This window comes from Micropruina sp. (assembly GCF_027492755.1).
In the GTDB taxonomy this organism is placed as follows: Bacteria; Actinomycetota; Actinomycetes; order Propionibacteriales; family Propionibacteriaceae; genus Micropruina.
Map to the genome: position 1 here is coordinate 22,491 of NZ_JAPUED010000118.1, position 21,620 is coordinate 44,110.

The 21,620-nt window shown below is 70.6% G+C and carries 20 protein-coding genes; all 20 read left to right on the plus strand.

Going from position 1 to position 21,620, the window contains the following annotated elements; all coding sequences use genetic code 11:
* Positions 1-142: 142 nt before the first annotated feature.
* The 20 genes from rsmH to pyk all read left to right on the plus strand — a co-directional run bounded on the left by rsmH (position 143) and on the right by pyk (position 21,592).
* Positions 143-1,108, plus strand: a complete 966-nt coding sequence (rsmH, locus tag Q0066_RS08315) for a 16S rRNA (cytosine(1402)-N(4))-methyltransferase RsmH (RefSeq protein ID WP_298131918.1) — start codon at positions 143-145, stop codon at positions 1,106-1,108.
* Positions 1,105-1,782 carry a hypothetical protein gene (locus Q0066_RS08320; RefSeq protein ID WP_298131920.1) on the plus strand — a complete coding sequence of 226 codons (678 nt, stop codon included), beginning with the start codon at positions 1,105-1,107 and terminating at the stop codon, positions 1,780-1,782. The genes rsmH and Q0066_RS08320 overlap by 4 nt, the downstream gene beginning before the upstream one ends.
* The gene (locus tag Q0066_RS08325; RefSeq protein WP_298131922.1) at positions 1,779-3,617 is read left to right on the plus strand and encodes a penicillin-binding protein 2; all 1,839 of its coding nucleotides are present in this window, start codon (positions 1,779-1,781) and stop codon (positions 3,615-3,617) included. Before Q0066_RS08320 ends, Q0066_RS08325 begins: the two co-directional genes overlap by 4 nt.
* A 13-nt stretch (positions 3,618-3,630) precedes the next feature.
* The gene (locus Q0066_RS08330) at positions 3,631-5,115 is read left to right on the plus strand and encodes a UDP-N-acetylmuramoyl-L-alanyl-D-glutamate--2,6-diaminopimelate ligase (RefSeq protein ID WP_298131924.1); all 1,485 of its coding nucleotides are present in this window, start codon (positions 3,631-3,633) and stop codon (positions 5,113-5,115) included.
* Positions 5,108-6,532, plus strand: a complete 1,425-nt coding sequence (gene murF / locus Q0066_RS08335) for a UDP-N-acetylmuramoyl-tripeptide--D-alanyl-D-alanine ligase (RefSeq protein WP_298131926.1) — start codon at positions 5,108-5,110, stop codon at positions 6,530-6,532. The genes Q0066_RS08330 and murF overlap by 8 nt, the downstream gene beginning before the upstream one ends.
* Positions 6,529-7,602, plus strand: a complete 1,074-nt coding sequence (mraY, locus tag Q0066_RS08340) for a phospho-N-acetylmuramoyl-pentapeptide-transferase (protein ID WP_298131928.1) — start codon at positions 6,529-6,531, stop codon at positions 7,600-7,602. Before murF ends, mraY begins: the two co-directional genes overlap by 4 nt.
* Positions 7,581-9,089: a UDP-N-acetylmuramoyl-L-alanine--D-glutamate ligase gene (murD, locus tag Q0066_RS08345; protein ID WP_298131929.1), complete on the plus strand. Its 1,509-nt coding sequence runs from the start codon at positions 7,581-7,583 to the stop codon at positions 9,087-9,089. The genes mraY and murD overlap by 22 nt, the downstream gene beginning before the upstream one ends.
* A 5-nt stretch (positions 9,090-9,094) precedes the next feature.
* Complete coding sequence (ftsW, locus tag Q0066_RS08350) at positions 9,095-10,354, plus strand: putative lipid II flippase FtsW (RefSeq protein ID WP_298131931.1); 1,260 nt, start codon at positions 9,095-9,097, stop codon at positions 10,352-10,354.
* Positions 10,355-10,408: 54 nt separating this feature from the next.
* Positions 10,409-11,536 (plus strand): undecaprenyldiphospho-muramoylpentapeptide beta-N-acetylglucosaminyltransferase, encoded by a 1,128-nt coding sequence (gene murG / locus Q0066_RS08355; protein WP_298131932.1) that lies wholly within the window; start codon positions 10,409-10,411, stop codon positions 11,534-11,536.
* 1 nt (position 11,537) lies between these two features.
* Entirely contained in the window at positions 11,538-12,941 is a 1,404-nt protein-coding gene (gene murC, locus Q0066_RS08360) for a UDP-N-acetylmuramate--L-alanine ligase (protein ID WP_298131933.1), read from the plus strand.
* Positions 12,938-13,660 (plus strand): FtsQ-type POTRA domain-containing protein, encoded by a 723-nt coding sequence (locus Q0066_RS08365; protein WP_298131935.1) that lies wholly within the window; start codon positions 12,938-12,940, stop codon positions 13,658-13,660. Before murC ends, Q0066_RS08365 begins: the two co-directional genes overlap by 4 nt.
* A 184-nt stretch (positions 13,661-13,844) precedes the next feature.
* Positions 13,845-15,050 (plus strand): cell division protein FtsZ, encoded by a 1,206-nt coding sequence (ftsZ, locus tag Q0066_RS08370; protein WP_298131937.1) that lies wholly within the window; start codon positions 13,845-13,847, stop codon positions 15,048-15,050.
* 166 nt (positions 15,051-15,216) lie between these two features.
* Complete coding sequence (locus Q0066_RS08375) at positions 15,217-15,939, plus strand: polyphenol oxidase family protein (protein ID WP_298131939.1); 723 nt, start codon at positions 15,217-15,219, stop codon at positions 15,937-15,939.
* 85 nt (positions 15,940-16,024) lie between these two features.
* Entirely contained in the window at positions 16,025-16,543 is a 519-nt protein-coding gene (sepF, locus tag Q0066_RS08380) for a cell division protein SepF (RefSeq protein ID WP_298131941.1), read from the plus strand.
* 27 nt (positions 16,544-16,570) lie between these two features.
* On the plus strand, positions 16,571-16,861 hold the full coding sequence (locus tag Q0066_RS08385) for a YggT family protein (protein ID WP_298131942.1): 291 nt from the start codon (positions 16,571-16,573) through the stop codon (positions 16,859-16,861).
* Positions 16,862-16,957: 96 nt separating this feature from the next.
* Positions 16,958-18,016, plus strand: a complete 1,059-nt coding sequence (locus tag Q0066_RS08390) for a DivIVA domain-containing protein (RefSeq protein WP_298131943.1) — start codon at positions 16,958-16,960, stop codon at positions 18,014-18,016.
* Between the two features lie 228 nt (positions 18,017-18,244).
* Complete coding sequence (locus tag Q0066_RS08395; protein ID WP_298131945.1) at positions 18,245-18,679, plus strand: TraR/DksA C4-type zinc finger protein; 435 nt, start codon at positions 18,245-18,247, stop codon at positions 18,677-18,679.
* The gene (gene lspA / locus Q0066_RS08400) at positions 18,643-19,209 is read left to right on the plus strand and encodes a signal peptidase II (protein WP_298131946.1); all 567 of its coding nucleotides are present in this window, start codon (positions 18,643-18,645) and stop codon (positions 19,207-19,209) included. The genes Q0066_RS08395 and lspA overlap by 37 nt, the downstream gene beginning before the upstream one ends.
* The gene (locus Q0066_RS08405) at positions 19,206-20,123 is read left to right on the plus strand and encodes an RluA family pseudouridine synthase (RefSeq protein ID WP_298131947.1); all 918 of its coding nucleotides are present in this window, start codon (positions 19,206-19,208) and stop codon (positions 20,121-20,123) included. The genes lspA and Q0066_RS08405 overlap by 4 nt, the downstream gene beginning before the upstream one ends.
* Before the next feature lie 59 nt (positions 20,124-20,182).
* Complete coding sequence (gene pyk / locus Q0066_RS08410) at positions 20,183-21,592, plus strand: pyruvate kinase (RefSeq protein ID WP_298131949.1); 1,410 nt, start codon at positions 20,183-20,185, stop codon at positions 21,590-21,592.
* Positions 21,593-21,620: the final 28 nt, after the last annotated feature.

Here is a 21,620-nt window from a genome sequence, read left to right on the forward strand (position 1 = left end):
CGAAGCAACACCGTCGCGTGCGGTGCGGCTTCAATCCGAGGGCAACGCCCCCTGGCGCACCTTCCCCGGTGCCAGGCGGCCCCCACGGATTGAAACCACGGCGCACGCGAGGGTGCCATCCAAGGTTGATGGAGGGGTCGAGATGGACGGGCAGCAGGCTGTGCACGTGCCGGTGATGTGCACGCGCATCGTTGAGCTGCTCAGCGTGCCCCTACAAGCTCCCGGGGCGACCTACGTGGACTGCACCCTCGGCCTCGGCGGTCACGCCGAGGCCGTTCTCACCGCCTGTCCGCAGGCCCGGCTGATCGGCATCGACCGCGACCGGCACGCATTGGACGCCGCGGCGGCCCGACTGGCCCCGTTCGGTGACCGGGTGGCCCTGTTCCAGGCCCGCTACGACGAACTGCCCGAGGTGCTCGCCGAGGCCGAGCGCCCGGCGGTGCAGGCGATCCTCGCCGACCTCGGGCTGTCGTCGATGCAGATCGACCGCACCGAACGCGGCTTCGCCTACCGGGCCGACGCCCCCCTCGACATGCGGATGGACGACACTCAGACGTTGACCGCGGCCGAACTGCTGAACACCGCCGACGTCGCCGAGTTGACCCGCATCCTGCGCCGGTTCGGCGAGGAGCGGTTCGCCGACCGGATCGCCCGCAGGATCGTGGCCGAACGCGCGACGGAGCCGTTCACCGGTTCCGCCCGGCTGGTCCGGGTGATCGAACAGGCGATCCCGGCCGCGGCCCGCGCGTCCGGGGGAGGACACCCCGCCAAGCGCACCTTCCAGGCGCTGCGTATCGCGGTCAACGACGAACTGACCGCCCTGGCCGGCCTGCTGCCGGCGGCGATCGACGCGCTGGCACCCGGCGGACGCCTGGCGGTGCTGGCCTACCACTCCGGTGAGGACCGGCTGGTGAAGAACGCGCTGCGCGAGGCGGCCACCGATCGCGCCCCGCGCGGGCTGCCGGAGGTCCCGGCCGCCCTACGGGCCCGGCTGGTGCTGCTCACCCGCGGCGCCGAGCGTCCCGACACAGACGAAGTGCAGGTCAATCCGCGCGCCGCCTCGGCACGGCTGCGCGCGGGAGAACGGATCAACGAGGTAGCAGCATGACAGCACTCCTGGCCCCGAAACCCAATCCTGGTCAGCGTCGCTCCGAGCAACGCGTGCCGCGGGAGAGTCTCCGCGAGGTTCGGCGACCGCAGCGCACGGTGGCCAGCATCCCGTTCATCCTGGGTCTCGGGGTGCTGCTGGCGCTGGGCATGGTGGGGCTGCTGCTGCTCAACACGGCATTGCAGGAGCAGGCCTTCGCGGTGCGCGACCAGCAGAAGGTGGCCACCCAGCTCGGCTACCGGATGGCCGCTTTGGAGACCGAGGTCACCCAGGCCCGCTCCAGCGAGGGGCTGGCGGTGGCCGCGTCCAAGCTCGGGATGGTGCCCAACCCCTACCCGGCCTACCTGCAGCTGCCCAGCGGCGAGATCATCGGCAAGCCGACCGCGATGACCGGTCAGGAGGTGCCGGACGTCCGCTACCGGACCCCCGAGGAACTCGCCAAGATCGCGAAGGCCCGCGAGGAGGCCATCGCCAAGGCAGCCGCCGAGGCCAAGCAGAAGGCCGCGGAGGCGAAGCAGAAGGCCGCCGAGAAGAAGGCCGCGGCCGAGAAGAAGGCGGCTGAGGCCAAGAAGAAGGCGGCGGAAGCCAAGAAGAAGGCAGAGGCGGCGAAGAAGAAGGCAGAGGCGAAGAAGCCGGGTGAGTCCGGCAAGAAGCGGAACGAGAGCGGCCGATGACGGCGCCGAAGTCCACCGCGGCCCGGCAGCTGTCCCGGCTGCGCCGCGCCCGGCTGCCGCTGGTCTCGCCGATCCGTCGGCTGCGGGCGCTGCTGATCGCCATCGCCGTGGTCTTCTCGTTGTGCGCCGGCCGCGCCCTGCAGGTGCAGGCGTTCGACGCCAAGACCTATGCGACCGCGGCCGCCGACCAGATGCAGCAGACCCAGGTGCTGCCCGCGTCCCGCGGTGAGATCAGCGATCGCTACGGCGACATCCTGGCCTTCACCGAGGACACGGTGCAGGTGGTGGCCGACCCGAAGATGATCCGGACCAACGGCAAGATGACCGACGGCCAGATGACCAGCTACGACCGCGAGGTGGCTGCCGCGGCGCCGCAGCAGCTGGCCGAGATCCTGGCCAGGCATCTGGGCAACACCCCGCAGTCGTACCTGCCGCAGCTGACCGACCCGAAGTCGTCCTACAAGGTCATCGCCAAGCGGGTGCCCGCGCAGACCTTCGCCGACATCCAGGCTGAGATGACCCAGGCCAAGCTGCTCGGCCTGCGGCGGATCACCGCCCCGACCCGGCGCTACCCGAACGGCTCGCTGGCGTCCAACCTGATCGGCTGGGTGAACCAGCAGGGCGAGGCGGCCGGCGGCTTGGAGTTGTCGCTGGAGAAGCAACTCAAGGGCACCGACGGCAAGGAGGTCTACGACTCCTCGCCGAACGGCAAGATCCCGCTCGGCGACAACGTACTGATCCCGCCGCAGAACGGCCACAACGTCGGTCTGACCATCGACAACTCGTTGCAGCTGCTGGCCGAGCAGCGGCTCGCCAAGGCGCTCGCCGACACCGGCGCCGAAGCGGCCGCGGTGGTGGTGATGAACCCGAACACCGGCGAGATGCTGGCGATGGCCAATGCGCCGTCCTTCGACAGCAACGACCCGGGCAAGAGCAATCCCCAGGACATGACCAACCGGATCACCACCAACGCCTACGAGCCGGGCTCGGTGCAGAAGATCCTCACCTTCGCCGCGATGCTCGACTCGGGCACCATCGACCCCGACGAGAAGGTCAAGGTGCCGGCGGTGATCAAGTACGACAAGGTCAACTCGGTGCACGACGCCTGGAGCCACGGCGAGATCACCCTGCGGGCCCGCGGCATCTTCGCCAAGTCGTCCAACCTGGGCACCATCACCCTGGCCCGGAAGATGAGCAAGGAGCAGCTGTACTCCTACTACACCGCGTTCGGCCTCGGGAAGCGCACCAACATCGGGGTGGGCGGCGAGTCCGCAGGACTGTTGCCCAAGACGAACATCGCCGACTACACCCGCGACAGCAACTCGTTCGGCAGCGGACTGTCGGTCACCGCGATCCAGAACGCGGCGGCTGTCGGCGCGATCGTCAACGGCGGCGTGTACCACGCGCCCACGGTCATCTCGACGATGGACGGGCAGCCCTACACCCGGCCCAACCAGGACACCACGCCGCGCCGGGTGATCAGCGAGAACACCTCGGCGCAGGTGCGTTCGCTGATGGAGCAGCAGGCGTTGAACCAGACCAGCCCGGCGTTCAGCATCAACGGCTACCGGATCGGCGCCAAGACCGGAACGGCGCGGCTGTTCGATCCCGGCTGCAACTGCTACTCGCGTGACCGGCTGGTGGTCTCCACGGTCGGCGTCGCCCCGATCGACAACCCCCAGGTGCTGGTCTACGCGGTGGTCTGGAACCCGAAGAAGGGCGCCTCCGGCGCGGCCGTCGCGGCCCCGATCATGCACGACGTGATGCAGCTGGCGCTGCCCCGCTACGCCGTCCCGCCGTCGTCCACCAAGGGCGTCAAACTCCCGCTCCAGTAATAGGGTCGTGACCATGGCTGAGCGCGCTACTCGCCTGGCCGGGCTGCTGCCCGGAGCGGGGGACGCCGACGTCACCGGCGTGACCCTCGATTCGCGGGCGGTCCGGCCGGGTGATGTGTATGCGGCGCTGCCGGGGCAACGCACCCACGGCGCGCGGTTCGCTTCCGAGGCCGTCCGGCGCGGCGCGGTAGCGGTGCTCACCGACGCCGCCGGCGCGGAACTGGTCGAGGCGAGCGTCCCGGTCGTCGTGGTGGACGACCCGCGTGCCACCCTGGCCGAGGTGGCCGCTGCCGTGCACGGCTATCCGGCCCGGGCGATGCGCATGTTCGGGCTCACCGGCACCAACGGCAAGACCAGCACGCTGTTCCTGCTCGAGGCGGCGCTGACCGCGCTCGGCGAACGGGTCGGCACTGTGGGCACCATCGGCTTCCGGCTGGCCGGGGCGGCCATCGACCGTAGTCGCAGCACGATCACCACTCCGGAGTCGCCCGACCTGCAGGAGCTGCTCGCTCAGCTGCGGGACGCCGGTGCCAGCAGTGTGGCGATGGAGGTCTCCTCGCACGCGCTCGCGCTGCGCCGGGTCGGCGGGATCGTCTTCGACGTGGCGGGGTTCACCCAGCTGGGCCGTGACCATCTCGACTTCCACAGCGACATGGAGAGCTACTTCGCGACCAAGACCGAGCTCTTCCTGGACGGCCGGGCGCGGGCCTGCGTGGTGAACATCGACGGCGACTGGGGACGCCAGCTGGCCGGCCTGATCCGCGCCCAGGGCACCCCGCTGTTCACCACCGGACGGGCTGCCGAGGCCGACTTCCGGCTGCTCCGCGCCGAACCGGACGCCGCGGGCCGCACGGCGGTGCGGATCGCGTCCCCGGCCGGCACCCTCGATTTCAGCGTCGGCATGCCGGGCGCCTTCAACGTGGCCAACGCGATCACCGCGGCGGCCATGGTGCACGCCGCCGGCCTGAACGCGGCGGCGGCCGTCCCGGCGTTCGCCACCGCCGCCGTCCCGGGCCGGATGCAGCGGGTCGAGCTGGGGCCGGGTGCCCCGGCTGCCGTTGTCGATTTCGCACACACCCCGGAGGCGGTGGCAGCGGCATTGGCGGCCCTGCCGGCGCCTAGGATCGCCGTGCTCGGCGCCGGCGGCGACCGCGACCCCAGCAAACGGGGCCCGATGGGCGCCGCGGCGGCCGCGAACGCCGAACTGGTGGTGGTGACCGACGACAACCCCCGCTCGGAGGATCCGGCGACGATCCGGGCCGCCGTCCGCGACGGCGCCGAACGAGCGGAGGCTGCCGAAGTGGTGGACGGCGGCGACCGGCGGTCCGCGATCGGGCTCGCACTGCGCCGCTCCGCGGGACGAGGCTGGGTGGCGGTACTGGGTAAGGGGCATGAGACCGGTCAGGACGTGGCCGGTGTGATCAGCCCGTTCGACGACGTCGCGGTGCTCCGCGAAGAATGGCAACGACTGGTGGGGGAGAGCAGCGAAGGTGCGTGAACGGACGATTCGAGAAGTCGCGGCGCTGGCGGGTGCCGCGCCGATCGACAGCGACCGCCCGGCCGGCCCGGACGTGGTGATCGACTCCCGGCTGGCGACGCCCGGCGCGGTCTTCGTGGCGCTGCCCGGCGAACACGTCGACGGCCACGACTACCTCGCCGCGGCGGCCGGGCGCGGGGCGGTGGCGGCGGTCTGTACCCGGGCCACGGACGCGCCGCTGGCGCACCTGGTGGTCGATGACGCCGAGCGCGGGCTGAGCGCACTGGCCCGGGGCGTGGTGGCGCAGGCGACGGCGTCCGGGTTGGTCTGTCTGGCGATCACCGGCTCGTCGGGGAAGACCAGCACCAAGGACCTGCTCGGCCAGGTGCTGGCCGCGGCGGGACCGACGGTGAGCCCCGAGGGCTCCTTCAACAACGAGATCGGCGTGCCGCTCACCGCCCTGCGCATCGACGACGACACCCGCTATCTGGTCAGCGAGATGGGTGCCCGCGGCGACGGCCACATCGCCTGGCTGTGCAGCATCGTGCCGCCGCGGATCGGGGTGGTGCTCAACGTCGGCCACGCGCACCTGGGCGAGTTCGGCTCGGTCGCCGGCATCGCGCGGGCCAAGGGCGAACTGGTCGAGGCATTGCCCGCCGACGGCTGGGCGGTGCTGAACGCCGACGATCCGCTGGTGCTCGGCATGGCCTCCCGGACCGCGGCTCGGTTGGCCACCTTCTCGCTGGCCGGCGAACCGATCACCGGGGAGCTGCGGGTCTGGGCCGCCGACAGCGCACCGGACGAGCTGCAGCGCTACGCGTTCACCCTGCGCGCCGCGGGCGCGGTCGAGGCCTCGGCGCCGGTGCGCCTGCAGGGTTCCGGACGGCACCAGGTCGCCAACGCGCTGGCCGCGGCCACCGCCGGATTGGCGGCCGGCCTGCCGGCGGCACTGATCGCCGACGCACTGAGTACCGCCACCGCCCGGTCCCGGTGGCGGATGCAGCTCAGCCCACGCGCGGACGGCGTGCTGATCGTGAACGACTCCTACAACGCCAACCCCGACTCGATGCGGGCCGCGCTGACCACGGTGGCCGCGATGCGGCGTCCGGGGGGCCGGCTGATCGCGGTGCTGGGCGACATGCTCGAACTCGGCCCGGACGCCGCCGACGAGCACCGCAGGCTGGGTGAGCTGGCCGCCGGTCTCGGCTTCGAGGTGGTGGCCGTGGGCGAGTTCGCCGACGACATCGCCGCGGGGGTTCGCGAGGTTGGCGAGACGGTCCAGGTGGTCCCCGATCGGGCCGCCGCGGTTGCGGTGGCGGGGGCTGATCTGCAACCGTCCGATGTCGTGGTGGTCAAGGCATCCCGGGGGCTGGCCCTGGACGTGGTGGCGGACGCGCTGGCGTCCGGCCCCCAGCGCGAGGCGGGGAGGACGGCGTGAGGAGCATCCTGCTCGCAGGCGGACTGGGCCTGCTCGGCACCCTGATCGGCACCCGGTTCGCGATCCGGGTGCTGGTCAAGAACGGCTACGGCCAGTTCATCCGCGACGACGGCCCGACCGCGCACCACACCAAGCGCGGCACTCCGACCATGGGCGGCATCGTCATCATCGGATCGGTCATCTTCGCCTATGCGCTGTCCCATCTGATCACCTGGTCGCCGCCGACGGCGTCCGGGATCCTGGTGCTGTACCTCGTCACCGGGCTGGGCCTGGTCGGCTTCGCCGACGACTGGATCAAGATCTCCAAGGCCCGCTCGCTGGGCCTGAGCAGCCGGGCCAAGCTGGCCGGGCAGGCGCTGGTCGCGATCTCGTTCGCGATCCTGTCCTTCCAGTTCCCCGACGACCAGGGCATCACCCCGGCCAGCAACGCCATCTCGTTCCTGCGTGACATCAGCTGGCTGCAGCTGCCGATCTGGGCGGCGGTGATCTGGATCGTCCTGGTGATCGCCTCCTGGTCGAACGCGGCCAACCTCACCGACGGCCTGGACGGCCTGGCCACCGGTGCGGCGACCATGGTGTTCGCCGCCTACGCCCTGGTGAACATCTGGCAGAACAACCAGTCCTGCGCGACGCTGTCCACCTCGGGCCCGCAGTGCTACTGGGTGCGTGATCCACGCGACCTGGCGCTGGTTTCGCTGGCTCTGGCCGGTGCCTGCTTCGGCTTCCTGTGGTGGAACGCCAGCCCGGCCAAGATCTTCATGGGCGACACCGGCTCGCTGGCGATCGGCGGCGGCCTGGCGGCGCTGTCGGTATTCACCCGCACCGAGCTGCTGATGCTGATCGTCGCCGGCCTGTTCCTGATCATCACCCTCTCGGTGGTGCTGCAGGTCGGCTACTTCAAGGCGACCAAGGGCAAACGGTTGTTCAAGATGGCCCCGCTGCAGCATCACTTCGAGCTGCTGGGCTGGGCCGAGATCACCATCGTGATCAGGTTCTGGATCATCTGCGGGCTGTGCGTCGCGCTCGGCCTGGGCATCTTCTACGCCGAATGGACGGTGGGCCTACCGTGATCGACTGGTTGCCGGACGCCACCCGGCTGTCGCCGTGGGGACAGGCCACCGTGGTGGTCGCCGGGCTGGCGGCGTCCGGCTATGCGGCCGCCGACGGACTGCTCGAACTGGGTGCGAGGGTACTGGTGCTCGACGACGCCGACACCGCGGCCAACGCCGAGAAGGCGAAGATCCTGGAGATCCTCGGCGCCCAGGTGCGGCTCGGCCCCGGGTCGACCGCGACGCTGCCCGAGCAGGCCGACCTGCTGGTCGTCTCACCGGGCTGGACGCCGCGCGCCCCGCTGATCGCGCAGGCCCGCCGGCGCGGGGTGCCGGTCTGGGGCGAGGTCGAGCTGGCCTGGCGGATGATGCAACCCGACCGGGTGGTGCCCTGGCTGGCGGTCACCGGCACCAACGGCAAGACCACCACCGTCAACATGCTGGAATCGATGCTGACCGCCGCCGGGCTGACCACCAGCGCCGTCGGCAACGTGGGCCGTCCGATCGTCGAGGCGATCCTCGACGAGGTCAGCTACGACGTGCTGGCCGTCGAGCTGTCCAGCTTCCAGCTGCACTCCACCCACTCGCTCAGCCTGCACTCGGCGGCCGTGCTCAACCTGCACCCCGACCACTTGGAGTGGTACGCCGACCCGGCGTCCTGGGACAGCGACGCGGCGGACGCGATGGCCGCCTACGCCGCCGACAAGGCCCGGATCTATTCCCGGGTCACCCATAGCTGCGTCTACAACGTGGCCGATGAGGCGACCCTGCACATGGTCGAGGAGGCCGAGGTCACCGAGGGTGCCCGGGCGATCGGCTTCACCCTGGGCATCCCGACCATCGGTCAGCTCGGCGTGGTCGACGACCTGCTGGTCGACCGGGCGTTCATCGCCCAGCGTCGCGACTCGGCGATGGAACTCGGCAAGCTGTCCGACGTCCGGCCCTACGCTCCGCACAACGTCGAGAACGCCCTGGCGGCCGCGGCGCTGGCCCGGTCGTTCGGAGTGCCGGCGACCGCCGTCCGCGACGGGCTGCGGAACCTGGAACTCGGCGACCACCGGATCCAGACCATCGCCGAGGCCGACGGCGTCCGGTGGGTGGATGACTCCAAGGCCACCAACCCGCACGCGGCCGCCTCGTCGCTGCGGGCCTTCGACTCGATCGTCTGGATCGCCGGCGGCCAGGCCAAGGGCACCAGCTTCGACGAACTGGTCCAGGCCTACGGCGACAAGTTGCGCGCCGCGGTGCTGCTGGGCGTCGATCGCGAGGTGATCGCGGACGCACTCGCCCGACACGCGCCGCAGATCCCCGTCACCGTCATCGATTCCACCGACACTGGTGCGATGGCGCAGGCGGTTGCCGCCGCGCGCGGGTTCGCCCGACCGGGCGATGTCGTGCTGCTGGCTCCCGGCTGTGCCAGCAAGGACATGTTCAGCGGTTATGACGCGCGCGGCACGGCGTTCGCCCAGGCGGTCCGAGCGATCACCGGAGTCGAGGAGAAGGGCTGAGGCAAGTGGCGATCCTTTCTTCCCCGCTGGATCGTAAGCAGACCACCACCCGTGCCACCCGCCGGCGCAGCCGGCCCAGTGTGATCGGCGAGGCGCTGGCGCACCCGAAGGCCAGCTTCTACCTGGTGCTGGTGCCGACCGTGCTGCTGCTCAGCCTCGGCATGATGATGGTGCTGTCGGCGTCCAGCGTGCTCGGCAGCGTCCGTTTCGGCGACGCCTACTACTTCGTCAAGCGGCAGGTCTTCTTCCTCGCCGTCGGCGGTATCGCCGCCGTGGTGTTGTCGCGGTTGCAACCGCGGGCGCTGAAGATCCTGGGCTGGGCGCTGGTGATCGCCGCGCTGCTGCTGCAGATCCTCACCTTCACCCCGCTCGGCTGGGGCGAGGCGAAAGGCAACCAGAACTGGGTGCAGTTCGGCACGTCGTTCTTCCGTATCCAGCCCTCCGAGCTGGGCAAGCTGGCGATCATCATGTGGGGCGCCGATCTGCTGGCCCGCAAGCAGAAGCTGCTCGACCAGCCCAAGCATCTGCTGGTGCCGTTCGTGCCGGTCTCGGCGTTGCTGATCGGCCTGGTCGTGCTGCAGCACGACCTGGGCACCGGCATGATCATGGGCGCCATCGTGGTGGCCATCCTGTGGTACGTCGGTGCGTCCTGGAAGATCCTCGCTTCGATCGGCGTCACGGTGGCGGCGGCCGTCCTCATCCTGGTCGCCACGTCCGGTAACCGGATGGGCCGCATCCTCGGCTTCTTCAACGCCGACCACGACACCATGGGTGTCAACATGCAGCCGCTGCGCGGGGTGTTCGCCCTGGCCTCCGGCGGCTGGTGGGGCCTGGGGCTGGGGGCGTCCCGGCAGAAGTGGGGCTCGCTGGCCGAGGCGCACACCGACTACGTGCTGGCGATCATCGGCGAGGAACTCGGCCTGGTCGGCACCTTGGTGGTGCTGTCGCTGTTCCTGGTGCTGGGCTATGCCGGGTTCCGCATCGCGCTGCGCTCCGACCTGCCGTTCTGCCGCTATCTGGCCGCCGGGGTGACCTCATGGTTGATGATCCAGGCGCTGGTCAACGTGATGGTGGTGCTGCGGATGATCCCGGTGCTGGGCGTCACGCTGCCGTTGCTCTCCTACGGTGGGTCGGGGTTGATGGCGAACCTTGCCGGCATCGGCCTGTTGCTGGCGTGTGCGAAGCTCGAGCCGGACGCCCGTAGGCTGGCCGAGCGCAAGAAGCGCAAGGGCCGCAAAGCGGTCACCGTGGTCGAATCCCGATAGTTCTGGACCGCGGCCCGCAGCAGCCCATCTGAGAGACATACCGCGAGGAGGATCATGGCTCACGTCGTGCTGGCCGGTGGAGGGACCGCCGGACACACCTCGCCGCTGATCGCCACCGCCGAACGGATCGCCCGCGCCGACGCGTCGGGCAGCGTGGTCGCGGTCGGCACCCCGAAAGGCCTGGAGACGACCGTGGTGCCGGCCGCCGGGCTGCGCCTGGAGTTGATTCCGCCGGTGCCGCTGCCGCGCTCACTCACCGTCGACCTGCTCAAGGTGCCGTGGCGGCTGGTCGACTCGGTGCGCCAGGCCCGCCGCATCCTCTCCCGGGAGAAGGCCGATGTCGCGGTCGGCTTCGGTGGCTACGTGTCGCTGCCGGTCTACCTGGCGGCCCGCACGATGGGCGTCCCGGTGGTGATCCACGAACAGAACGCGCTGCCCGGCCTGGCCAACAAGGTGGCGGCCCGGTTCGCCCGGCTGGTCGCCGTCTCCTTCCCGGACACCCCGCTGCCGGGCGCGCAGTACCTCGGCCTGCCGCTGCGCAGCAGCATCGCCGAGCTGGACGTCGAGGCCCGCCGCGGGGAGGCCCGGGTCGGGTTCGGCCTGGACGCCGACCGACCCACCCTGCTGGTCTCCGGCGGCTCCCAGGGCGCGCAGAGCATCAACACCGCCACCCTGGGCGCCCGCGCCGAACTGCTCGCCGCCGGCATCCAGATCCTGCACGTGCTCGGGCCGAAGAACATCTCCGACGCCGACGTGGTGGTGACCGACGACACCACCGGCGCCCGCTACGTCCCGCTCGGCTACGTGGACGCCATGGAGGACGCCTACGCCGCCGCCGATCTGATGGTCGGCCGCTCCGGCGCCGGCACGGTGATGGAGACCGCGGCGGTCGGCCTGCCGGTGGTCTTCGTGCCGCTGCCGCACGGCAACGGTGAGCAGGCCCGCAACGCGACCTTCCTGGTCGACGGCGGGGCTGCGCTGCTGATCGACAACGCAGACTTCGACGCCGTCCGGATGGCCCGCGAGGTGCGGGCGCTGTTCGACGATCCGGAGCGGCTGCCGGCGATGCGCCGGGCGAGCCGCGACCTGGTGCCACCGGACGCCGCCGGCGCCCTGGCCGAGCGGGTGCTGGCCATCGCCGGTTCGACGAATGCCGGGTCGGCACGTCCGAGGCGGTCCTGAGATGGCGCTGGTCGAACCCGTGGAGCTGCTGCCCACCGACGAGCTGGGTGGCGTCCACTTCATCGCGATCGGCGGCGCCGGGATGAGCGGGATCGCCGCCGCATACGCGGCTCTCGGCGTCGCAGTCTCCGGCAGCGACCAGGCCGACTCGGCCACCCTGCGCGGGCTGGAACAGGCCGGCATCGCCGTCCACGTCGGGCATGATCCGGCCAATCTGGGCGACGCGCGCACGGTGGTGGTGTCCTCGGCCGTGCGGGAGTCGAACGTCGAACTCGCGGAGGCCCGCCGCCGCGGGCTCCGGGTCTGGCACCGCAGCGCGGCGCTGGGCGCGCTGATGCTGGGCCGACGTGGCGTCGCGATCACCGGCACCCACGGCAAGACCACCACCACCGGCATGACCGCCGAGATGCTGACCGCGCTCGGCGCCGACCCGTCGTACGTGATCGGGTCGCCGCTGGCCAGCACCGGCAGCAGCTCGCGGCTGGGCGCGGGAGAGGCGTTCGTGGTCGAGGCCGACGAATCGGACGGCTCCTTCCTGCAGTACCCGGCCGAGGTGGTGGCGATCACCAACATCGAGGCCGACCACCTGGACAACTGGGGCACGCCCGAGCGCTACTTCGACGGCTTCGTGGCGCTGGCGACCCGCCCCGGCGTCCGGACCGTGGTGCTGTCCGCCGACGACCCGGGCACCCGGGCACTGCGGCCGCGCATCGAGGGCGGCGGACGCCGGGTGCTCACCTTCGGCGAATCTGCCGAGGCCGACGTCCGGCTGAGCGACCTGGTCACCGACACCCCGACCGCGTCCGCGACGCTCACCGCGCAGGGCGACGCCGGGCCGCTGCGACTGGCCGTCCCGGGCCGGTACAACCTGGCCAACGCGGCCGCCGCCTACGCGATCGGCCGTGCGCTCGGGCTGGACGGAGCCGTGTTGCGCGAGGCCGTCGGTGCGTTCCGCGGCACTCACCGCCGGTTCAGCTACGTCGGCGAGGTGCGCGGTGCCCGGGTCTACGACGACTACGCCCATCACCCGACCGAGGTGCGGGCCCTGCTCGCCGCGGCCCGGCCACTGGCCGGCGAGGGCCGTCTGGTGGTCTGTTTCCAGCCCCACCTGTTCACCCGCACCCGCGACTTCGCGGCCGACTTCGGCGCCGCCCTGGCGGCGGCCGACGAAGTGGTGGTGCTCGATGTCTATCCGGCCCGGGAGGACCCGATCCCCGGTGTCACCGGTGAGCTGGTGGCGCAGGCCGCCCGCGCTGCCGGCGCCGCGGCGGTGACCTACGTGGCCGACAAACAGCGTGCTCCGGAGGTGCTGGCCGGCCTGCTGCGGCCCGGCGACCTGGCGCTCACCGTGGGCGCCGGCGACGTCACCGCGGTCGGTCCCGCGGCCGTGGGGGCCGCCCGATGACGGTGACCGGGGTCAGTGACGCGACCGAGCGGCTCGATCTGCGCCGTCGCCGCGGACGCCGTCGCCGGGTGCTGCTGATCGCGATCGCGGCAGCGGTGGTCGTCGTGCTCGGCACCCTGGCCTGGCTGGTGTTCGGCTCGTCCGTGCTCGGCGTCAAGGACGTCGAGGTGCAGGGCGCCAAGCTGGTCGCTGCGGCCGAGGTGGAGCGGGTCGCCGACGTGCCGGCCGGGCAGCCGCTGGCCCGGGTCGACCTGGACGCCGTCGCGACCCGGGTCGCCGGGCTGCCGGCCGTCGCCCGGGTGTCGGTGGCCAGGCAATGGCCGAACACGATCCGGATCACCCTCACCGAGCGGACGCCGGCCTTCGCCATCGAGACCCCCGGCGGCTACTGGATCGCCGACGATCAGGGCATCATCTTCGATTCGGCGGCGCAGCCGCCGCGTGGGGTGCTGGCCGCCCGGGTGCCCTCGGGCGATGCCCGGCTGATCCGCGACCTGGGCACGGTGCTGCGCAGCCTGCCGTCCGAGGTGCGCGGCAGGATCCGGACGCTGTCGGCCGAGACTCCCGACAGCATCACCCTGGGCCTGTCCGGCGGGGTCACGGTGATCTGGGGCAGCGCGGAACAATCCGAACTGAAGGCGCAGGTGCTGAGCGTGCTGATGGCCCATCAGCACCGGGTGTATGACGTCTCTGCGCCGTCCAACCCGGTCACTCGATGAGGTCGAGACAACCCTGAAGTAGTACTTGAGGGACTCGCCGATGAGCCACCTCGCGTTGGACGGGGGTGTTGGCGGCTGCGTAGCCTTGCTCTCGACGTCACCGAGTTGCCTTCCCCGTGCGGTCTGCACCGCAACTTGAGACTTTTTCGGCAACGCATACAGCGCTATTGAGGTGGGAATCTTCGTGGGCAGTGCATCCCAGAACTACTTGGCGGTCATCAAGGTCGTCGGCGTCGGTGGCGGTGGTGTCAACGCCGTCAACCGGATGATCGAATCGGGCCTGCGTGGCGTCGAGTTCATCGCCGTCAATACCGACGCGCAGGCGTTGCTGATGAGCGACGCCGACGTGAAGCTCGACATCGGCCGCGACCTGACCCGCGGACTCGGCGCCGGCGCCGATCCCGATAAGGGCCGGCAGGCCGCCGAGGATCACGCCGACGAGATCGAAGAGGTGCTGAAGGGCGCCGACATGGTCTTCGTCACCGCGGGCGAGGGCGGTGGCACCGGCACCGGCGGCGCGCCTGTGGTGGCCCGGATCGCCCGCTCGCTCGGCGCGCTGACCATCGGTGTGGTCACCCGGCCGTTCTCGTTCGAGGGCAAGCGCCGCGCCACCCAGGCCGACAACGGCATCAGCAACCTCCGCGAGGAGGTCGACACCCTGATCGTCATCCCCAACGACAAGCTGTTGGAGATGACCGACCACCAGGTGGCGATCCTGGACGCCTTCAAGCAGGCCGACCAGGTGCTGATGCAGGGCGTCTCGGGCATCACCGACCTGATCACCACCCCGGGCCTGATCAACCTCGACTTCGCCGACGTCAAGGCCGTGATGAGCAACGCCGGCTCGGCGCTGATGGGCATCGGCTCGGCCCGCGGTGAGGACCGCGCCCGGGCGGCCGCCGAGATGGCGGTCAGCTCGCCGCTGCTCGAGGCCAGCATCGACGGTGCGCACGGCGTCCTGCTGTCGATCGCGGGCGGCTCCGACCTGGGCCTGTTCGAGGTCTCGGCGGCGGCCAACCTGATCGAGGAGGCGGCCCACGAGGACGCCAACATCATCTTCGGCACCGTGATCGACGACGCGCTCGGCGACGAGGTGCGGGTCACCGTGATCGCGGCCGGCTTCGACGGCGGGCAGCCGCCGCGACGCCAGCCGGGCATCACCCGGTCACCCGACCTGCGCCAGGGGCGTCCCGGCGCGGCGCCGGTGAGCCGTCCGGAGCCGACGTTCACCCGTCCGGCCCCGCAGGTGCAGCCCACGGCGCCGGCCCAGCCCGCCGAGCCGTTCGCCCGCCCGCAGCAGCAGCCCCCGGTCGAGCGCCCCAGCTACGCGCCGCGTCCGATGCAGCCGCCGGCCGACGACGACCTGGACGTGCCCGACTTCCTGAAGTAGGAGGTCCCACAGGTAGGGCGTATGTCGATTGGCCGCCGCCCCAGCACGCACCTGAGCACCTTCTCCTCAGTCGTCGTGGCTCCGCCACGACTCCCTCGTCGGCGGCACTCATGCACGCACTGGAACGACGCCCAACTCGACAGCCCCTACCTGCGGAACCTCAGCGATGTACGACTTCTACCGTGACCCCGGCGCCGACGGCGTCGGGGTCGCCTTTTCCGACGCGGTCGCGACCGACGGCGGTGTGCTCAGCCTGGGCGGCGCGCACGGCGCCACCGGACGGGCCCCCGGCCTGGCGGTGCTGGAGGCCGACCTGGGCGTGCCGCTGGCCGTGGTGAGCCAGGTGCACGGCACCGACGTCGCCGTCGTCGGGGCCGATACCGATCTGGCCGTGCTGGCCACCCGCAGCGCCGACGCCCTGCTCACCACCCGTCCCGGTATCGGCCTGGCCGTCCGGGTCGCCGACTGTGTGCCGGTGCTGTTCGCGGACGCCGCCGGCGGCGTCATCGCGGCCGCCCACGCCGGCCGGGTCGGCCTGGCCGACGGCGTGCTGCAGACCACGGTGGCCGCGATGCGCGACGCGGGGGCGGAAGCGATCACCGCGTGGATCGGGCCGCACATCTGCGGCCGCTGCTACGAGGTGCCCGAGGCGATGGCCACCGAGGTGGAGCAGCGGGTGCCGGGCAGCCGCGGCACCACCGACCGCGGCACTCCCGGCCTCGACCTGGGGGCGGGCGCCCTCGGGGTGCTGACCGGCCTGGGGGTGCGAGTGCACGAGGTCGGCCGTTGCACCCTGCAGACCCCGACCCTGCACTCCTACCGGCGCGATGCCGCCGCGTCCGGACGGCAGGCGGGGATCATCTGGCTGACCGGCGGCACACCTTCGTAGCCGCGCGTGTCGGATGAAGATTGCCGCTGGACCGCCTGTCACCATGGTTAGGTTGCAGCTTGTACGCGCGGACGAGGGATGGGAAATGGCTGACACACTGAAGAAGGCGGCCGTCTGGCTCGGGCTGGTCTCGGACAACAACTACGCACAATCCGAGTACGGCGTCGACGACGTGACCCAGGAGGTGCCGCGCGAGGGCGAACGCCCGCAGGCGGCGGCGCCCGTCGCTCACCAACAGGCGGTTCCGGCCGCGCCGGTGCCCGCCGCGGCGACCGTCACCGAACTGGAGTCCCGCCGGCCGACGGCGCCGGTGCAGCGCCCGGCCGACCTGAGCCGGATCATCACCGTCACCCCGCGCACCTACAACGAGGCGCGCACCATCGGTGAGAACTTCCGCGACGGCGTCCCGGTGATCATGAACCTCGGCGAGATGGAAGGCGAGGACGCCAAGCGGCTGGTCGATTTCGCCGCGGGCCTGATCTTCGGACTGCATGGCAGTATTGATCGCATCACCAGCAAGGTGTTCCTGCTCTCGCCGCCCAACATCAACGTGACCGCCGAGGACAAGGAGCGGCTTGCCGGGGGTTTCTACAACCAGAGCTAGCCAGGCTCATCACCGAAGGAAGTGCCCGTGCAACTGGTCGGATTGATCCTCTGGTATGTGCTGTGGGCTTATCTGGCGATTCTGATGGCACGGGCCGTGCTCTCGTTCGTCCCCCTCTTCGTCCGGGACTGGCAGCCGCGCGGCTTCATGCTGGTCTTCGCCGAGTTCGTCTACACCCTCACCGACCCGCCGCTGCGGCTGATGCGCAAGATCATTCCGCCGGTGCGGATCGGCTCGACCAGTTGGGATCTGGGCTTCCTGGTGCTCTTCCTCGGGCTCTCGTTCGTGCAGCGACTGGTCCTGCTGTTCATGGTCTGAGCGTCGTCCGGAGCTGCCCGGGAACCTTTGTGTTCGGGTGTCCGCACCGATAACCTGACCGAGGCTCTTTCCCATCCTTCCTTCGTGAGGTGAAGCATGACCTTGACCTTGGAGCAGGTCCGTCAGACTCGTTTCCACCTGGCTCGCCGCAACGGCTATGAGCCTGTGGACGTGGACAACTTCGTCGACAAGGTCGAGGTGACGCTGGCGCAACTCGGCGAAGAGAACGAGACCCTGAAGAAGCAGGTCGAGGCGCTGACCGCAGGCGACGGCGGTGCTGTGCCGCCGGCCGCCGACGGTGGCGCCGAGGCCGATGAGCTGCGCCAGCAGCTCGCCGACGCCAACGCCGAGGTCGAGCGACTGCGCGGCGAACTCGACGGACGCGGCAGCGAGCTGGAGACCGTCCGGGCCGAGCTGCAGACCGCGAAGGGCTCGCTGGCCGACGGCGACCAGGGTGAGCTGGTCGGCAGGCTGCAGGCCGAACTCGACCAGGTCAAGGGCGAGCTGGCCGGTCGCGATGAGCGCCTCAGCGGGCTGCAGTCCGAGCTGGACGGCGTCCGCGCCGATCTGGCCACCGCCCGGGAGGCGCAGGTCGAGCGCACCTCGAAGATCGAGCACATCGAGGTCACCGCTGCCGCGGATGCCGCGCCCGCGGTCACCAAGCTGTTGCAGATGGCGACCGAGCAGGCCGAGCGGCTGGTCGGCGACGCCGAAGCCGATGCCGAGCGGATCAGCTCCGAGGCGTCCAGCAAGGCCACCTCGACGGTGGAGGACGCGTCCGCGAAGGCGCACGAGGCGCTGACCGGCGCCCGCGCCCGCGCCGAGGAGATCCAGCAGCAGGCCAGCGCGGCCGCCGAAGCGCTGGCGTCCGAGACCAAGGCGAAGGCCGAGGCCCTGAACGCCGAACTCGCCGAGCGTCGCACCGAGCTGTTCTCGGTGCTGGAGAGCGAGCGTGACGAGCTGCGCGGCAAGGTCGACCACCTGCGTTCGTTCGAGGAGCGGTTCCGGCAGAGCCTGGCGACCCAGCTGCAGGCGCACCTGGACTCGCTGTCCGGCAAGGCCCGGCCCGAGGACGAGCCCGAGCTGCTCGACCCGGCCGCCGCCGAGGCATCGGCGACGCCGCGGCTGGACGCTCTGCTCAACGAACAGGGCTGACCCCCCGCTCGCCATCCGGGTGACCAGAAGAACCGTCCCCGGTGACCGAAGGAACCGTCCCCGGTGACTGTGGGGACGGTTCTTTTCGTCCCACGTCCGCGGCCGTGCCCGGCGGCGCACTCCTCGGCCGGTTGCGTCGCGGCAGATCATCGGCAGTCGTGGCCTTCGGTTGCTTCGAGCCGGGTGATACTCTCTCCGCTCGGAACACGACCCAAGGAGTTCTTCGCCATGTCACCGGCTCGTAGGACGGATCCCGTTGTCAACGGTCCGGCGTCCATTCCCGTCGCCGAGGGCGAAGAGCCGTGGACTCAGGAAGAACTGACCGAGATCCGTGAGGAGCTGACCGGCGAGGTGGCCCGCCTGGAGCGGGCGATCGCGGTCGCCCAGGCCGGCTTGGAGGATCTTTTCTCCGACGGCAGTGAGGGCGCCGGACGCGACGCGGCCGATGTCGGCTCGACGAACTTCGAACGTGACCAGGAGATGTCGCTGGCGCAGAACGCCCGCGAGATGCTCGATCAGGCCCAGCTCGCGCTGCGGCTGTTCGACACCGGTGACTACGGCAGCTGCGAATCCTGCGGACGACCGATCGGCAAGGACCGGCTGCAGGTCTTCCCCCGGGCCACCCTGTGCATGGACTGCAAGAAGCGGGAGGAACGGCGATAGCCGGCAAGACCCGCCGCTACGGCCTGTGGGCGGTGCTGCTCGGACTGTGCGGCTTCGCCCTCGATTGGGCGACGAAAGAATGGGTGCTGGCCAACCTCGACCCGACGGCGCCGGTGCAGGTCATTCCCGGACAGCTGTACCTGCGGCTGATCCGCAACCCCGGCGCGGCGTTCAGCATGGGGGAGAGCTTCACCGTGGTGCTCACCTGCCTGGCCATCGCCGCCCTGCTCTTCCTGCTGTTCTGGATGGTCCCCCGGGTGAGGCATCCGGGTTGGGCGGTGGCCACCGGGCTACTGCTGGCCGGCGTCGCAGGCAACCTCTTCGACCGCCTGTTCCGTGAACCCGGGGCGTTCCACGGCCATGTCGTCGACTTCCTCCAGGTGCCCTGGTTCGCGGTCTTCAACGTGGCAGACATCTGGATCACCTTCGCCGCGGTCACGGTGATCTGGCTCACCCTGATCACCAGCGTGACGCTGTCCGGCGAGAAGGCCGAGCGGGGCGGGTCGACCTCGGCGAAAGCCCGGCCGTGAGCATCCATCTGGTGCCGGACGGCCTGGCCGGCCAACGCATCGACAGCGCCGCCGCCCGGATGACCGGACTCTCCCGCAGCCGGATCGACGACCTGATCGCCGACGGCCACGTCCAACTCGACGGCCGCGGCGTCACCAAGTCGACCCGGGTCAACGGCGGCGAGATGCTCGAGGTGACGCTTCCCGAGCCGGTGGCGTCCGTGCCGGTCGTGCCGCGCGAGGTGGCCGGCGTCCGGATCGTGCACGACGATGCCGACATCGTGGTGATCGACAAGCCGGCCGGGGTGGCCGCGCATCCGTCGCTGGGCTGGGACGGCCCGTCGGTGACCGAGCATCTGGCCGCGGCCGGGTTCCGGATCTCCACCTCGGGGGCGGCCGAACGACAGGGCGTCGTGCAGCGGCTGGACGTCGGCACCTCGGGGCTGATGGTGGTGGCCAAGAGCGAACGCGCCTACACGCTGCTCAAACGAGCCTTCCGCGACCGCACGGTCGACAAGGTCTATCACGCGCTGGTGCAGGGCTTTCCCGACCCGCACGTGGGCACCATCGACGCACCGATCGGACGGCACCCCGGGCACGACTGGAAGATGGCGATCATCGACGGCGGACGGCACAGCGTCACCCACTACGACACCCTCGAGGTGTTCCGCGGCGCCACCCTGCTCGAGGTGCACCTGGAGACCGGCCGCACCCATCAGATCCGGGTGCACTGCCAGGCGATCGGGCATCCCTGCGTCGGCGACCCGCTCTACGGCAGCGACCCGGTGCTGGCCCGCCGGCTGGGGCTGGAGCGGCAATGGCTGCACGCCGTCGAACTCGGCTTCGAACACCCCGGCAGCGGTGAGCAGGTGCGGTTCAGTTCGCCCTACCCCGATGACCTGGCCGCGGCGTTGCAGCAGCTCCGCGAGCTGTGACGCCCGATTGCCCGATTCCGTCATCCCGCTGTTAACGACAGTCCGCTAGGGTGCACAACGTGCGCAGAGCGAAGATCGTGGCAACACTGGGTCCCTCGACGGACAGTCTGGAAAAGGTGATCGGCCTGATGGAGGCCGGCATCAACGTAGCCCGCCTGAACATGTCTCACGGCGACCACCTGGAGCACATGCGGCGGTTGAAGCTGGTCCGGGACGCCTCGCACGAGGTGGGTCGTCCGGTGGGTGTGTTCGCCGACCTGCAGGGCCCGAAGATCCGGCTGACCCGGTTCGAGAACGACTTCGCGATCCTCGAGGCGGGGCAGCGGTTCGTGATCACCACCGACGAGGTGCTCGGCACCGCCGAACGCTGCGGCACCACGCTGAAGACCCTCACGATGGACGTCCAGCCCGGCGACCAGGTACTCGTCGACGACGGCCGGATCCATCTGCGTGCGGTCGAGGTGACCGACACCGACGTGGTCACCGAGGTGGTCGTCGGCGGCCGGGTGTCGAACAACAAGGGCATCAACCTGCCCGGCGTGGCCGTCTCGGTGCCGGCGCTGAGCGAGAAGGACGAGCAGGATCTGCGCTGGGCGCTGCGGCACGGCGTCGACATGGTGGCGCTGTCCTTCGTGCGCAGTGCCTCCGACTACGACCGGGTGCGCGAGATCATGGACGCCGAGGACCGGCACGTCCCGGTGATCGCCAAGATCGAGAAGCCGCAGGCGATCGACAACCTGCACGACATCATCGACACCTTCGACGCGGTGATGGTGGCCCGCGGCGACCTGGGCGTCGAACTGCCGCCCGAGCAGGTGCCGTCGGTGCAGAAACGGATCATCGAAGAGGCCCGCAAATGGGCCAAGCCGGTGATCGTCGCCACCCAGATGCTGGAGTCGATGATCGGGGCGCCACAGCCGACCCGGGCCGAGACCTCCGACGTCGCCAACGCCATCCTGGACGGCGCCGACGCGGTGATGCTGTCCGGCGAGACCGCGATGGGCGAGTACCCGATCGAGGCCGTCGAGGTGATGAGCCGGATCATCAACTACACCGAAGAGCAGGGCCTGATCAACATCCGGCACATCGACTGGGATCCGCACACCCACGCCGGCGTCATCTCCAAGGCCGCGGTCGACATCGCCGAACGGGTCGGTGCGAAGTACCTGGCCGCCTTCACCGTCTCGGGCGACACCCCGCACCGACTCGCCCGGCTGCGCTGCGAGATCCCGATCATGGCCTTCACCCCGAAGCCCCGGACGGCCCTCGAGTTGACCCTGTGCTGGGGGGTCCAGTCCTATGTCACGCCCGAGTTCGTCTCCACCGAATCGATGGTCCAGTCGGTGCAAGCCGCACTGATGGAGACCCGCTGGGTCAAGCCCGGCGACCTGATCGTCATCGTCGCAGGCAACCCCTCCGGCAGCGGCGGCCAGACCAACTCGGTGCGCATCTACGAACTGCACGAGTAGCCCCGAACTCACCATCTGCAAGCTCGAT